Below are 14746 nucleotides of genomic sequence, written 5' to 3'. Positions count from 1 at the left end.
TTCTATCAATCCAATATATCGACGTAGGTCTTTTTTTGATGGTGACTACCCGCCGCTGAATAAACAATTGTACGAATTGCTTTCGCTACTCGCCCTTGCTTGCCTATGACTTTCCCTCGATCCTCTGGATGAACAAAAAGTTTATAAACAATTCGATTTGCATTTTCATCCGTCTCAATACGAACTTCTTCTGGATAATCGACTAACGGTAAAACGATTGCTTCAATCAGCTGCTTCAAAGACGTCGCCCCCGATTATTTACTGAATTTTTGGTTATGGAATTTTTCCATGATTCCTTGTTCTGAGAACAAGTTACGCACTGTATCTGATGGTTTTGCACCGTCAGTTAACCATTTAAGAGCTTTCTCTTCATCGATGTTTACAGTAGCTGGTTGAGTTAGTGGGTTGTAAGTACCAACTGTTTCGATTGAACGACCGTCACGTGGTGAACGAGCGTCTGCAACTACGATACGATAGAAAGGAGATTTTTTAGCTCCCATACGTTTTAAGCGAATTTTAACTGCCATTTTAATAGCACCTCCGAATAAGTTTCACACAAGATAGTATATTATCAATGTTTAGGTTGTTTGTAAAGTGTTTTTTCTTAACACCTAAAAATTATTATTTAAACAATGAATCAAAGCCTGGTAGTTTCATCTTTTTCTTTCCTTTGCCACTTGCCATGCCTGTCATTTGCTTCATCATTTTTTTCATTTCATCAAATTGCTTTATTAAACGATTTACTTCTTGAATTGATGTCCCAGAACCCTTCGCTATGCGCTTTTTACGGCTACCGTTAATGATTTCCGGATTCGTCTTTTCAGCAGGTGTCATCGAATAAATAATCGCTTCTACGCGGCCCATTTGCTTATCATCAACTTTAACATTGTCTAAACCTTTGATTTTGCCGGCACCTGGTAACATTTTTAAAATATCCTCAAGTGGACCCATTTTCTTTACTTGCTGCAATTGCTCAACAAAATCATCGAATGTAAAGCTCTGAGTTTTAAATTTTTCCTCTAGTTCTTTAGCCTTAGCTTCATCAACATTTGCCTGAGCCTTTTCTATAAGCGATAAAACGTCACCCATACCTAATATACGAGACGCCATACGCTCTGGATGGAAAGGTTCTAGCGCATCCATCTTCTCACCCATACCGACAAACTTAATCGGCTTCTGCGAAACGGAACGAATTGATAACGCCGCACCACCACGTGTATCACCATCAAGCTTTGTTAAAACAACCCCTGTAATACCGATTGCTTCATTAAAACTTTCTGCCACGTTTACAGCATCCTGACCTGTCATAGCATCTACAACTAGGAACACTTCATCCGGCTCTTTTAACGCACGAATATCTTTTAACTCTTGCATTAATTCTTCATCAATATGCAAGCGCCCTGCTGTATCGATTATCACAACATCATGATGTTCTTCTTTGGCCAACTCAATTGCCTGTCGTGCGATTTCTACTGGAGATACATCAGTTCCTAACGCAAAAACAGGTAGGGATAACTGCTTTCCTAATGTTTGTAGCTGTTGAACAGCCGCTGGACGATAAACGTCAGCAGCAACTAGCAATGGCTTACGATTATATTTTTTACGTAACACATTTGCCAATTTACCAGTAGTAGTCGTTTTCCCCGCACCTTGTAAGCCGACCATCATAATAACTGTCGGTGGCTTTGTATTAAATTTGATTGGGCTTTGCTCGCCACCCATTAATTCTGTTAATTCCTCTTGTACGATTTTAATAACTTGCTGACCTGGCGTTAAGCTTTGCATAACATCCACGCCGACAGCACGTTCACTGACCTTTTTAACGAATTCTTTGACAACTTTTAAGTTAACATCCGCCTCGATTAAAGCAAATCGGACTTCTCGCATCATTTCTTTAACGTCTTGTTCCGATACTTTACCTTTACCTTTAATCTTTTGGATCGTTCCTTGGAGTCGTTCCGCTAATCCTTCAAAAGCCATTGCTTTCGCCTCCTAATCCCATTCTTTCAACTGTTCTATAAGCGCCAACTGCTCTTCACCTGTCATACTTTGTTCTGTAATCCCTGTTGTAAGCTGCGCAAGCATTTGTGTACGTTGTTGAAATTTTTCCAATAAACATAGTTTTTCTTCATATTCTTCAAGCATCGCTTCTGTTCGACGAATATTATCATAAACAGCTTGGCGGGAAACTCCATACGATTCAGCGATTTCTCCAAGCGAGTGATCATCTAAATAATATAGCTCCATATAACTTCGTTGCTTATCTGTTAATAATGCTTGATAAAAGTCGAAGAGAAAGTTCATGCGTGTTGTTTTTTCAAGTAGCATCGAATGTTTCTCCTCCCGTTATTAGTCATTTGTATCATATCGAAAAGCGCCCGTCTGTGTCAAGGTAATCTCCTTGTCTAAAAGCCTTAATTAACCGCTTTTTAGGCGTTTTTCACCTATAGCCAGTATTTCCCTTTTAAACAACGCGATTCCCCTGCACAGACGAGCGCTTCAATTAACAATTATTTGTTAATCCTCATTATTTTGTAATTCTTTATCTAAACCATCCGCAAATAAACCATACACATAGCGTTCTGCATCGAATGGTTGTAAATCATCCATCTTTTCACCAAGACCTACAAACTTCACAGGAATGTGTAATTTATTTCGAATAGCAAGGACAATACCACCTTTAGCAGTGCCGTCAAGCTTTGTTAAAACGATTCCTGTTACATTTGTAGCTTCCTTAAATGTTTGTGCTTGAACAAGTGCATTTTGACCTGTCGTTGCATCTAATGCTAATAGTACTTCATGCGGAGCATTCGGTATCTCTCGAGAGATTACTCGATGAACTTTCTCAAGCTCATTCATTAAGTTCACTTTATTTTGCAGGCGCCCTGCTGTATCACAAATCAACACATCTGCTTTACGGTTTTTCGCTGCACGAATAGCATCGTACATAACCGCTGCTGGATCTGAGCCTTCCGATTGTTTAATCACTTCACAGCCAACACGGTCTCCCCAAACTTGTAATTGGTCGATGGCACCAGCACGGAATGTATCACCTGCCGCTAAAACAACTGTTTTACCTTGTGATTTTAGACGATGGGCAAGTTTACCGATAGTAGTCGTTTTCCCAACACCATTTACCCCAACGAATAAAATGACAGTAAGCTCCCCTTCAGGTTGCATATTAAGTTCGATTAAATCTTCTTCTCCTTGCTCATAAATTTCCACAAGCTTTTCAGAAATAATCGTTTGAATTCCGTTTGTATCTTTAATATTTTTACGCTGAACCTCGAAGCGTAATTTATCCATTAGCTCCATTACTGTTTCAAAGCCAACGTCCGCCTGTAATAATAAGTCTTCTAATTCTTCAAAGAAATCTTCGTCTACTTTTCGATAACGAGCAACTAGATCATTCACTTTTGAAGTAAATGAATTACGCGTTTTTTCCAGTCCAGCCTTGAACTTTTGTGTAATAGACCATGCAGAAGGCTTTTTCTCCTCTACTGGTTCTTCCACTAGCGCGACCTCTTGTACTTCTTGTTGCTCAAGTTGTTCTTGGTCAATTTCTTCAGGAATTTCTGTTTCAATTGAGCTTTCTGTTACAGAAACTTCCTCGACTTTTTCAACTTCCTCTATTGTTGCTTCAATTTGAGCAGGCTCAGTTGCTTCGTCTTGCTTCTGTTCAACAACTTCTTCTTCAGTAATCTCTTTTACTTTTTCTTCTTCGACTGGGTTGCCTACCAATTTATCTTTTAAACGTTTAAAAAAACTCATGCTTGTTCGCTCCTTTGCTCCGCAAGTACGGGTTCATCTTCTAATTTTACTGAAACAAGTTTAGATACACCAGATTCCTGCATTGTAATACCATACAGCACATCTGCTCCCTCCATCGTTCCTTTACGATGTGTGATTACAATAAATTGCGTATTACGGCTAAATTTCTTCAAATATTGGCTATATCGAACGACATTTGCCTCATCTAAAGCCGCCTCTACCTCATCGAGAATACAGAAAGGTACAGGTCGTATATTTAGAATGGAGAATAATAAAGCGATTGCAGTTAGTGCACGTTCGCCACCTGAAAGCAAGCTTAGGTTTTGTAGTTTTTTCCCTGGTGGTTGAGCTACAATTTCTATACCTGTTTCTAGCAGGTTTTGAGGGTCCAATAATACTAAATCTGCCTGACCTCCACCAAACAATTCACGGAATACACGTTTAAATTGCTCTCGAATGGCATAGAATGTTTCACTAAATCGTAGCGTCATTTCTTCATCCATTTCTTTAATGGCCTCATGCAAAGTTTCCTGTGCAGCAAGTAAATCCTCACGCTGCTCAGTTAAAAATGAATGGCGTTCAAGTACCCGATCGTACTCCTCAATGGCGCTCAAGTTAACCGGACCTAGCTCTTCTATAGATTTCTTCAATAATTTCACTCGACGTCGCATATGCTCTTCATCTTCAATGGCTAGAGCTAATTCTTCAGCTTCTTCAAATGTTAGCTGATAATTTTCATCTAGCTGTTCATTGAAATTATTGATTTCGAATTCTACGCGACTTCGCTTCAATTCATTTGCACGGATTGCCTCAAGATAACCTTTATGCGTACGTTGCAATTCTTTCAACTGTTCTTCTAAAGTAGTAAGCTCTTGTTGTTGTGCTACTTTTTCATCTTTTTTCTGTGAAATAGTATCCTGCAGAGAATCTCTTCTCACTTTCCACGTAGCAACCTGCTCATCTACTTCTTCATCGCTTAAAAGATTTGTCGATTCATCAGATTGAAGCCAGATTATTTCCTGAGAAATATTGTCGACTTTTTGACGAGCTTTGTTTAATTGTAGGGCTAACTCTGCTGTAGCAATTTGCACTTGTGACATTTGCTCCTGCATTACCGCTAACTGCGAGCGTTTTTCTGCTGACTGCTCACGAAGTTCATCTTTTTCCGATTCACTTTGTAGCTTCACTTTACTTAGCTGTTCCACTGTTTCATTTATTTCTAACAGCTCTGTCGCTAATGAAGTTAAACGCTCCGTGGCCACTTCCTTTTGAGCTAATAATGCTTCTTCGCGAGTTTTTACATCTTGCGTTTCATTAGAAGCAAAAGATACTCGTGCCGATAAGCTTTTCTCGACAACCTCTAACTCACGAATACGACTCGCTTGCTGCATTTCATCTTTTCGAAGTTGTTCACCGTCAAGTTTCAATTGCTCTACTTTGTCTCGCAATACTGCAAGCTTCTCTTTTTCATCCGAGACAGACTGTTCAGCACTATAAATAGTTGCTTCCAACGATTCTAGCTTTACTATTAAACCATCTAATTCTGCTTTCCTTGTAAAAAGTGAAGATTGTTGCTTCGTTGCACCACCTGTTAATGAACCGCCCGCATTGACGATATCACCATCAAGTGTTACAACACGATATCTAAATCCGCATAATCGAGCAATTTGACTTGCACCTTCTAAACTTGATGCAACGATGACATTACCAAGGAGGTTCTCGACAATTGTACGGTTCTCTTCACCGAACGTGACAAGTGCATCAGCCATTTGAACAAATGCTGGGTGCTCAGTAGCTAGCTGAATCATAGATAGATTAATTTTTCGTGACTTGATAACTGTCTTCGGTAAAAATGTTGCGCGTCCAGCTCTCTTTTGTTTTAACCAACGAATCGCCTGTTGAGCATATCGTTCATCGGTTGTCACAATATGCTGAGAGGCTGCCCCCAATGCCGTTTCAATAGCCTGTGAATATTTCCCATCCACTTGAATTAACTCAGCAACAGCTCCCTCAATCCCAGCTAATTCACCTTTATCACGCGCTAATAATACTTCTTTTACTCCATGGAAGAACCCAGAGAAATCAGCTTCCAGTTCAGCTAACGTATCTTTTCTAGCCTTAAGTTGTTGCTGATGCTGATAAGCTTTATAAAGCATTTCCTGCTTTTCATTAAACGATGCATTCACGTTCTTAAGCTGTATTTGCAATGCTTCATATTGCTCAAGCTTTTCCTGTAATTCGCTTGTTGTTGTAGTATGCGCAACAACTAGCTTCTCTTTTTCCGCTAAAACTTGCGAAAGTTCTTGCCCGATTTCATCCGTTTGGCCTGACATTCGTGCCGCCATCGCTTTTTGCTGCACTATTTGTTGTTCAATATTTTTTAATTCATTTTTTACCGTTGCTTCTTCGTTTAAGGAGTCGATATATCGGTTTTTTTGTTCTTCAATTTCTTGTTCAATTTCAGAAACAGAGCGATTTAAAGATTGTTCTAATTGCTTAATGCCTTGTTTCAGCTCCGATACCTCTTGCTGCTTTTCACCAAACAACTCTTTTTTCTCTTGTTCTTGAGCTATAAGAGACTCAACCTCATCTTTTGCTTCTTGTAATGCCGTATTTAATTGAAGTAGTTGATTAGAAGCATTTTGTCGCTTTTCAGCCATTAACGCTTTACGACCATCCCAACGCTCTACCTCCATCGTTGCATTAACAAACTCAGCCTGAGTAGTATCTAAATAATCATCTAGCTCTTTTAAAAGCTTACGTATACTGGCAGTTTGCTTTTCTATCGAAGAAATATGATGAGCTTGTTTTTGCTCTGTTTCATAAAGTTCTGTGTACTCAGTTTTTAGAGCATGCAAAGATTGTGCACAATTTTTTAAATCGTGCACAAGGATGGCGATATCAAAATCCTTTAACTCTGTTGACATTTGCACATAATCTCTTGCACTTGAAGCCTGAATTTCTAACGGCTCTAGACGACTATCTAGCTCATGTAAAATATCTAAAACACGATACAAATTTTCATCTGTTTCAACAAGCTTATGCTCTGCCTTCTTCTTTCTTAGTTTATACTTTAACACGCCAGCTGCCTCTTCAAAAATTGAACGACGGTCATCAGGTCGGCTATTTAAAATTTCATCGACACGGCCCTGCGAAATAATGGAGAAGGCCTCTTTCCCAAGTCCCGAGTCCATAAACAAGTCCGTAATATCCTTCAGGCGACACTGCTGGTTATTAAGTAAATATTCACTATCACCTGAACGGTATACGCGTCTTGTTACGCTGACTTCTGTATATGAAAAAGCAAGCTGTTCATCTGTGTTATCTAAAATAAGCGTTACCTCTGCAAAGTTCAGTGGCTTACGTGAGTCACTCCCAGCAAAAATAACATCCTCCATCTTTGCCCCACGTAACGACTTTGCCGATTGCTCCCCAAGTACCCAACGAATGGCATCGATGACATTACTTTTTCCACTGCCATTTGGTCCAACCACTGCTGTAACACCGGGTACAAAATCAATTCCAATGCGCTCCGCAAAAGATTTAAAGCCAATCACTTCGAGTCGTTTTAGGAACATCTATTAAGCCTCCTCTTTTGCAGTGCGTTCACGCATCGTACGCATTGCACATTGCGCTGCTTGCTGCTCGGCTTCTTTTTTTGATTTCCCACGACCAATTCCAAGCTCCTGTCCATTCAACAGTACGCTCGATACAAAGGTACGGTTATGCGCTGGACCCTTTTCATCAACAATTTCATAATGAAGAAGACCGTTATTTGTTTGCTGCACCATTTCTTGCAATTGGCTTTTAAAATCCATCACATGCGAAAAAGCACCGACTTCTACTTTCGGGAATACGATTCGTTCTAAAAAGGACACAACCGTTTGTAAGCCTTGATCTAAATAAAGGGCGCCAACAAATGACTCAAATACATCTGCAAGTAGCGCTGGGCGTTCCCGTCCACCTGTTAGTTCCTCACCTTTTCCGAGTAATACAAAGCGGCCAAAACCTAATTCATTTGCAAAGATAACAAGTGATGGCTCACATACTATAGATGCTCGTAGCTTCGTCAACTCACCCTCACTCATATTAGGGTATTTCTCAAAAAGGTATTTAGAAACAGACAGTTCAAGTACTGCGTCTCCTAAAAATTCAAGACGCTCATTATCCGTAAACAATTTACGGCGATGCTCATTCACATAAGATGAATGCGTGAATGCTTGATACAATAAATTTTTATTACTAAATGTGATATTTAATTCATGCTGTAACAGCTCGAATTGATTGCGTACTTTTTCAGGAAGCACGCCAGATTTCTGCATAGTTCCTTTTCTTTTCATAGCCATTGAACAATCTGCCTTCCTAATAGTTTCTACCGTTTAAGTGTACCTTTTTCAAGGCATTTATGCAAAAGTATTTCGGCTTAAATGCAATGTTTTGGAAGTTTAATCATTTAATTTTTTTCCAAAATAAAAAAAAGGGACGTTCACAGTTCGCACAACGAACCATTTCGTCCCTTTTTTTAAAAATACACCTTAGCATTTTCTGCTCTTCACATGAAAGAAAAGCAAGAGTAATTTCTGCCAAAGGCTTTAACTTTATTGAATCATAAACTTTTATTGTAAAATGACCGCAGTCATGTCAACACCGCTAGAGGTGATTAATTTCTGCTATAAAGTTAAAACGAATTAGTTGATTTTACCTTCGATGTATGAAATTGCAGAACCAACTGTTGAGATTTTTTCAGCATCTTCATCAGAAATTTCCATATCGAATTCGTCTTCAAGCTCCATTACAAGCTCAACAACGTCTAATGAGTCAGCACCTAAATCATCACGGAAAGAAGCTTCTAGAGTAACTTCACTTTCCTCAACACCTAAACGGTCTACGATTACTTTTGTTACGCGTTCTAATACTGTAGTCAAATCATTCACCTCCCCTCAAATGATTATACAAAAAATCATTATTTATGACTAATTGAAATTACATGACCATGCCGCCATCTATATGTAACGTTTGACCCGTCATATAGTTGGCATCATCTGAAGCTAGGAAAGCTACAGCCTTCGCAATATCCTCAGGCTGCCCAAGTTTCGCTAGCGGAATTTGCGTAAGCATACCTTGCTTTATATCTTCTGGTAGTTGATCAGTCATTTCAGTTTCAATAAAGCCTGGTGCAAGCGCGTTTACTAAAATATTACGTGATGCTAATTCCTTAGCAGTCGTTTTAGTTAATCCAATAACACCTGCTTTTGCAGCTACGTAATTAGCTTGCCCCGCATTACCAGCTACACCGACAATGGATGAAATATTAATGATACGGCCTGCACGTTGCTTCATCATTTGACGTGTTACTGCTTTTGTACAAAGGAATACGCCCTTTAGGTTCGTATCTAACACATCGTCCCATTCATCTTCTTTCATACGCATTAACAAGTTATCACGTGTAATCCCCGCATTATTTACTAAAATATCAAGCGAGCCGAATGTTTTCACCGTTGCATCCATTAACGCTGTAACTTCCTCTGTTTTTGAAACACTTGCTTGTACAGCTATTGCCTCGCCACCATTTTCTTGAATCATTGCGACAACTTCTTCGGCTTTTGCTTGAGAACCGCTGTAGTTTACGACAACTTTAGCACCCTCATTAGCAAGCTTTAATGCAATAGCACGTCCTATTCCACGTGAAGCACCAGTTACAACAGCTACTTTACCCTCTAATTTACGCATTAATCGTCCACTCCTTCGATGCTTCTAGTACAGCCTCTAATGATGTTTCATCATAAACACAGTATGTCGTGACAGAACGATCGATTTTTTTCACTAATCCACTCAATACTTTGCCTGGTCCACATTCAATAAAGACATCCACACCTTGCGAAATCATTTCACGCACAGATGCTTCCCATTGCACAGCACTATATACTTGTTCTACTAATTCATGTTGAATAGCCAGAACATCCTCTAGCTCTTTCGCCATTACATTACCGACTACTGGAATTTGCGGAACTGACAATGATATATCAGCCAACGTTTCTCTCAGCTTTTCAGATGATGGTCGCATTAACTCTGAATGGAATGGACCACTAACAACTAAAGGAATTGCTCGTTTTGCACCAGCTTCCTTAGCCGCTAAAGAAGCTTTTTCAACGCCTTCCTTTGTGCCAGAAATAACAATTTGTCCAGGACAGTTTACATTTGCAACTTGAACTGGATCACCTGCTACAGATACTTTTTCAGTTACTGCATGCAATGCCTCAAGCTCCATCCCTAAAATGGCAGCCATAGCACCTTGCCCTGCAGGCACAGCTTCATTCATATAAAGTCCACGCTTATGCACAACAGACACGGCATCCTCAAACGATAGCACACCAGCGATTACTAATGCGCCATATTCCCCAAGTGAATGTCCAGCTGTATAATTTGGCATAATACCTGCTGCACGTAATTTTTCAGCAACCATCACACCTGTAGTTAGGAGTGCAGGTTGAGCATGGTAAGTCAACGTTAACTCCTCAGCCGGTCCCTCTAGCATAAGCTTAGATAACTCAAAGCCAAGTGATTGATTTGCACGCTCATAAAATGCTTTACTTTCTGCCGAATTCTCAATAAACTCTTGCCCCATCCCCACTACTTGAGAACCTTGGCCTGGAAAAATAAATGCTATTTTCGTCATTTCTCATTAATCCCCTTTTTTAATCAATTATGCCTCGGCATAGGAATCGGCTTTGAGCTCAGGCCTGCACGAAGGCCAACACGATGTCGGTCATTTCGGTAATGCCACAGGACGTGGCGTTCTTAGACTGAGTTCCTATATTTCAGCGGGTGTTTGGACACCTGTACTTGTCGCTAGGCTTTCGGTACAAAAAAACATCTGCTAAAAAAAGTTAATCGATTTCTACGTGACGTACTGTTTCTGTAATTGTCGAGATGACTGTATGCTCAACCATCGTATTCGCTTGGCGAATTGCACTGTATATTGCTTTAGCATTGGATGAGCCATGTGCCTTAATCACAGGTGCTTGTAAACCAAACAAGCCTGCACCACCATACTCTGTATAGTCCATTTTGTTTTTTAGGTCACGTAAATTATTTTTCATAAGTACTGCCGAAATTTTTGTTTTTGTTGAAGCCATAAACGCCTCTTTTAACATTGAAAATAACGCACCAGCAGTACCTTCTATTGATTTAAGTACCATATTACCTGTAAAGCCATCTGTTACAACAACGTCTGCTACCCCTTCAAGTAAATCTCGAGCTTCTACGTTGCCGATAAAGTTTAAATCCGCTTCTTTTAATAAACCAAAAGCCGCCTTCGTTAATTCATTTCCTTTTTTATCCTCGGTACCGATATTTAACAAGCCGATACGTGGCTTTTGTAAGCCGCCTACCTTTTTCGCATAAATATCGCCCATAATTGCATATTGCAATAAATGCTCCGGTCGCGCGTCTGCATTTGCTCCTAAATCAAGCATTAAAAAGCCCTTACCATCTAAAGTAGGAAGTGTAGTAGCTAGAGCAGGTCTAGCAATGCCTTCAATACGTCCTACTTTAAATAAGCCTCCTGCCATTAAAGCACCTGTATTACCAGCTGAAAGACAAGCATCCGCCTTACCTTCTTCAACTGCATCCATCATTCGTGCCATCGATGAATCCTTTTTACGACGAACCGCGCGTGCTGGATCGTCTGTCCCTTCGACAACTTCACCACAATGTACTACAGTTAATCGATCATGTATTTTTATAAATGGTTCAAGCTTTTCCTGCTGACCATATAATTGAATTTCTAAATTCGGAATTTGCTCTAATGCTAATAAAGCACCTTCAACAACTGATTTCGGTGCGTTGTCGCCACCCATTCCATCAAGCGCTAATTTCATTGTTGTTCACCTTTACCTTTCGTGCGGTACATATCAAATTCACCAACAAAAACTGTTTCACCGTTAACAGTGGACGTTAACTCTACTTTTGTACGATGACTTTTTTCATCACGTCCGATAACGATTGCTTTTGTAATAACACGATCTCCAGCTCTAACAGGTTTCACAAAGGAAATGTTAGAATGTACTGTTAATGCTAGTTCATCGTCAATAACTGCTACCGCTAATGAGTTTGCCTGCGCAAACAAATGATGTCCACGTGCGATGCCATTGCGCTGAAAAACATGTTCTTCTTTTACGTCAAAAATAGATAATGCACGATTATCCAATTCAATATCAATTATTTCTCCGATTACTTCATCAATCGGTAGTGATTTCACTTCATTTTCATAGGTTTTTGAAGCAACATCTTTAATTCGTTCTCGTAATTCCGGAATCGCTAACTCCATACGATCTAAACGAATTGTTTGGACACTAACCTGAAACTGTGTTGCTAGCTGTTCATCTGTGACGAATGGATTATCAGCTATCGTTTCGGATAATAGTCGCTGTCGCTCTTTTTTCGTTCGTCTCAACATCATTCGCCACCTTTTTAGTTGTTATTAGCACTTGGTACTAATATCAGTATATAGAGTATAAAAAAAGAATGCAAGACTTGTTTTATAAACAAGTGCTCACATTCCTAATTGAACATTAATATTCAACTAATCGAAGCGATCTCCTTGTAAAACGCCAGAATTTTCAAGCATGTCACGTAAATATTTATACTCATCATCACGCCAAAAAGAATCTGTTTCAATCATATCCGTCGCATCTTTTCTCGCAGTTTCAAGTATTCGATAATCGTGCACTAAATCCGCTACTTTAAAATCTGGCAAGCCGCTTTGTTTACGACCAAAGAAATCCCCTGGACCACGTAGTTCCAAATCCTTTTCAGCAAGGCGGAAACCATCATTCGTTTCCGTCATCGACTGCATTCGCTCTTTACCTTCATCGGATTTTGGATCGGCAAGCAACACACAATACGACTGATGTTCTCCTCGTCCAACACGCCCTCGTAGCTGATGTAGCTGTGCTAAGCCGAAGCGTTCAGCGTCATAAATAATCATAAACGTTGCATTCGGCACGTTAACCCCAACCTCAACAACGGTTGTAGACACAAGCACATGAATAGTTCCTTCACTAAAGGCTCGCATGACAGTGTCTTTTTCATCCGCAGATAGGCGACCATGCATTAATCCGACATTGTAACGCCCATTAAAATACGCTGCAAGCTGCTCATAGATTTCTACAGCATTTTGTACATCTAGCTTGTCTGATTCCTCGATCAGCGGACAAATAGCATACGCCTGTCTACCGGCGGCAAGGTCTAATTCTAGCTTTGACATCACAGAGCCAAATTGCTCTTTTTTCATCCAATGTGTTTCAATTTGCTTACGCCCTGCCGGCATTTCATCGATCATTGAAACATCCATTTCTCCAAATGCTGTAATAGCGAGTGTACGAGGAATTGGTGTTGCCGTCATAAAGAGCACATCTGGGTTTTCTCCTTTATCACGCAATATTCTACGCTGCTCAACACCAAAACGGTGCTGTTCATCTGTAATAACAAAACCTAGTTTGTAAAAAACGACATCTGGCTGAATTAGCGCATGTGTACCAATTAAAATATCGATATCTCCATTTACTAGTTCTTCCAAAAGCAAGCGACGCTCCTTCGCCTTTGTCGATCCCGATAATAAAGCTACACGTACGCCAAATGGCTCAAACCATTCCTTCAAACTCTCAGCATGCTGCTCTGCTAAAATTTCCGTTGGTGCCATTAATGCCCCTTGAAAACCAGCAGTTATAGCCGCATATAAACATATTGCCGCGACAACAGTTTTCCCTGACCCTACATCACCTTGGAGTAAGCGGTTCATACGATGTGGCTCTTTTAAATCTTTGCAAATTTCATTGACAACGCGTTTTTGCGCACCAGTCAATTCATATGGTAACGATGCAATAAAGGCACGTATCTTTTGCAAATCAAACTGTATGACAGTACCGTGCTCACTGTCCTTTCGAATTTTACGTAACGCCTGAATACGTAGTTGAAAGTTTAGCAACTCTTCATAAGCAAAGCGCCTTCTAGCCTGCTTTGCATGTCCTGCATCAATAGGGAAATGGATTCCCTCAAGCCCATCACGTATTGTAGCGAGCTTATAATCCGTGCGTAAGCGCTGTGGAACAGCATCAGGTATATCAGCACCAAACTCATCTAGCACCTGGCGCATATATTTACGAAAACGTTTTTGCGGAATTAAACCTTTTAAACTATAAACAGGTTCAAAGTCAACTTGATCTGTCTTAGGACCAAATGTTACAGACGTTCCATTAATAACTTGTCTGCCTCGGTCCCATTTACCTGTAACGGTAATAATAGCTCCAGGTACAAGCTTTTGCTTTAAGTATCCTTGATTAAAAAAAACAACCTTCACTAAATGTCGACCTGCCAGCACCGTCACTTGTAATCGTGATTTATTGCGACCTAAAAACAATACTGTTGGTTCACGCTCAACTTTACACTCAACAGTGACACGTTCATTATGTGGTGTTTGCGCCAAATCTTTTAAACGAAAATCCTCGTGTCGATGCGGAAACGTCCATAATAAATCCGCTACTGTCTCGATGCCCAATGCTTCTAAATGTCCTGCTGTTTCTTTCCCGATTCCCTTTAAATTAGTAACGGGGTTCGTTAAATCAGTCACCTTGCACGACAGCCCCTTCTAAATTTTTCACCACAAGTACTTTATCTACAGTCATTCGTATCACTATACTATTTTTCAGCATATGAGTTTCCCCTTTCTTACGATTACCCTAAGATTTCATTATATCGTTGTTAGCGTTTAAACATTTGAACACGTATTATTCTCCACATCATTATATAACTTTTCATTTTAAGTAAGATAGCAATTCAATTCATTAATAATTGATTGAAAGTTAATTATATCGAAAAAATTATCACTTTTTCATCCAATTTCCCCATAACTTCAATTTATCTAAAAGGGGAACAAAAGCTAAGAGTATCACATCCTGTGATAACGCCTTCGTGA

Annotated in this window: 13 protein-coding genes; all 13 read right to left on the bottom strand. The window is 39.8% G+C overall.

Going from position 1 to position 14746, the window contains the following annotated elements:
* Nucleotides 1-5: 5 nt before the first annotated feature.
* The 13 genes from B1B04_RS06075 to recG all read right to left on the bottom strand — a co-directional run bounded on the left by B1B04_RS06075 (nucleotide 6) and on the right by recG (nucleotide 14401).
* Nucleotides 6-239, bottom strand: coding sequence for a KH domain-containing protein (locus B1B04_RS06075; RefSeq protein ID WP_004269410.1), 234 nt, complete (start codon nucleotides 237-239; stop codon nucleotides 6-8).
* Nucleotides 240-254: 15 nt separating this feature from the next.
* Nucleotides 255-527 (bottom strand): 30S ribosomal protein S16, encoded by a 273-nt coding sequence (rpsP, locus tag B1B04_RS06070; protein ID WP_053483320.1) that lies wholly within the window; start codon nucleotides 525-527, stop codon nucleotides 255-257.
* A gap of 94 nt (nucleotides 528-621) precedes the next feature.
* Nucleotides 622-1980 (bottom strand): signal recognition particle protein, encoded by a 1359-nt coding sequence (ffh, locus tag B1B04_RS06065; protein WP_079560438.1) that lies wholly within the window; start codon nucleotides 1978-1980, stop codon nucleotides 622-624.
* Between the two features lie 12 nt (nucleotides 1981-1992).
* Nucleotides 1993-2328 carry a putative DNA-binding protein gene (locus tag B1B04_RS06060; RefSeq protein ID WP_079560437.1) on the bottom strand — a complete coding sequence of 112 codons (336 nt, stop codon included), beginning with the start codon at nucleotides 2326-2328 and terminating at the stop codon, nucleotides 1993-1995.
* Nucleotides 2329-2517: 189 nt separating this feature from the next.
* Entirely contained in the window at nucleotides 2518-3771 is a 1254-nt protein-coding gene (gene ftsY, locus B1B04_RS06055; RefSeq protein ID WP_079560436.1) for a signal recognition particle-docking protein FtsY, read from the bottom strand.
* Nucleotides 3768-7349 carry a chromosome segregation protein SMC gene (smc, locus tag B1B04_RS06050; RefSeq protein ID WP_079560435.1) on the bottom strand — a complete coding sequence of 1194 codons (3582 nt, stop codon included), beginning with the start codon at nucleotides 7347-7349 and terminating at the stop codon, nucleotides 3768-3770. The genes ftsY and smc overlap by 4 nt, the downstream gene beginning before the upstream one ends.
* A gap of 3 nt (nucleotides 7350-7352) precedes the next feature.
* Nucleotides 7353-8117 carry a ribonuclease III gene (gene rnc, locus B1B04_RS06045; protein ID WP_079560434.1) on the bottom strand — a complete coding sequence of 255 codons (765 nt, stop codon included), beginning with the start codon at nucleotides 8115-8117 and terminating at the stop codon, nucleotides 7353-7355.
* Between the two features lie 342 nt (nucleotides 8118-8459).
* Nucleotides 8460-8696 (bottom strand): acyl carrier protein, encoded by a 237-nt coding sequence (acpP, locus tag B1B04_RS06040; protein ID WP_024362063.1) that lies wholly within the window; start codon nucleotides 8694-8696, stop codon nucleotides 8460-8462.
* A gap of 58 nt (nucleotides 8697-8754) precedes the next feature.
* The gene (fabG, locus tag B1B04_RS06035; RefSeq protein WP_079560433.1) at nucleotides 8755-9501 is read right to left on the bottom strand and encodes a 3-oxoacyl-[acyl-carrier-protein] reductase; all 747 of its coding nucleotides are present in this window, start codon (nucleotides 9499-9501) and stop codon (nucleotides 8755-8757) included.
* On the bottom strand, nucleotides 9494-10447 hold the full coding sequence (fabD, locus tag B1B04_RS06030; RefSeq protein ID WP_079560432.1) for an ACP S-malonyltransferase: 954 nt from the start codon (nucleotides 10445-10447) through the stop codon (nucleotides 9494-9496). Before fabD ends, fabG begins: the two co-directional genes overlap by 8 nt.
* A 211-nt stretch (nucleotides 10448-10658) precedes the next feature.
* Nucleotides 10659-11651: a phosphate acyltransferase PlsX gene (plsX, locus tag B1B04_RS06025; protein ID WP_079560431.1), complete on the bottom strand. Its 993-nt coding sequence runs from the start codon at nucleotides 11649-11651 to the stop codon at nucleotides 10659-10661.
* Nucleotides 11648-12226: a transcription factor FapR gene (gene fapR, locus B1B04_RS06020; RefSeq protein WP_079560862.1), complete on the bottom strand. Its 579-nt coding sequence runs from the start codon at nucleotides 12224-12226 to the stop codon at nucleotides 11648-11650. Before fapR ends, plsX begins: the two co-directional genes overlap by 4 nt.
* A gap of 129 nt (nucleotides 12227-12355) precedes the next feature.
* Nucleotides 12356-14401 carry an ATP-dependent DNA helicase RecG gene (gene recG, locus B1B04_RS06015; protein WP_079560430.1) on the bottom strand — a complete coding sequence of 682 codons (2046 nt, stop codon included), beginning with the start codon at nucleotides 14399-14401 and terminating at the stop codon, nucleotides 12356-12358.
* Nucleotides 14402-14746 lie beyond the last annotated feature (345 nt).

It is taken from the genome of Lysinibacillus sp. KCTC 33748 (genome assembly GCF_002237755.1).
Lineage (GTDB): Bacteria > Bacillota > Bacilli > Bacillales_A > Planococcaceae > Lysinibacillus.
This window is presented reverse-complemented; position numbering and strand designations above follow the sequence as displayed.

Excerpts from the sequence above, each read along its gene's own strand:
- rnc (WP_079560434.1), bottom strand. The coding sequence starts at position 8,117 with ATGGCTATGAAAAGAAAAGGAACTATGCAGAAATCTGGCGTGCTTCCT.
- rpsP (WP_053483320.1), bottom strand. The coding sequence starts at position 527 with ATGGCAGTTAAAATTCGCTTAAAACGTATGGGAGCTAAAAAATCTCCT.
- fabD (WP_079560432.1), bottom strand. The coding sequence starts at position 10,447 with ATGACGAAAATAGCATTTATTTTTCCAGGCCAAGGTTCTCAAGTAGTG.
- fabG (WP_079560433.1), bottom strand. The coding sequence starts at position 9,501 with ATGCGTAAATTAGAGGGTAAAGTAGCTGTTGTAACTGGTGCTTCACGT.
- plsX (WP_079560431.1), bottom strand. The coding sequence starts at position 11,651 with ATGAAATTAGCGCTTGATGGAATGGGTGGCGACAACGCACCGAAATCA.
- smc (WP_079560435.1), bottom strand. The coding sequence starts at position 7,349 with ATGTTCCTAAAACGACTCGAAGTGATTGGCTTTAAATCTTTTGCGGAG.
- ffh (WP_079560438.1), bottom strand. The coding sequence starts at position 1,980 with ATGGCTTTTGAAGGATTAGCGGAACGACTCCAAGGAACGATCCAAAAG.
- B1B04_RS06060 (WP_079560437.1), bottom strand. The coding sequence starts at position 2,328 with ATGCTACTTGAAAAAACAACACGCATGAACTTTCTCTTCGACTTTTAT.
- ftsY (WP_079560436.1), bottom strand. The coding sequence starts at position 3,771 with ATGAGTTTTTTTAAACGTTTAAAAGATAAATTGGTAGGCAACCCAGTC.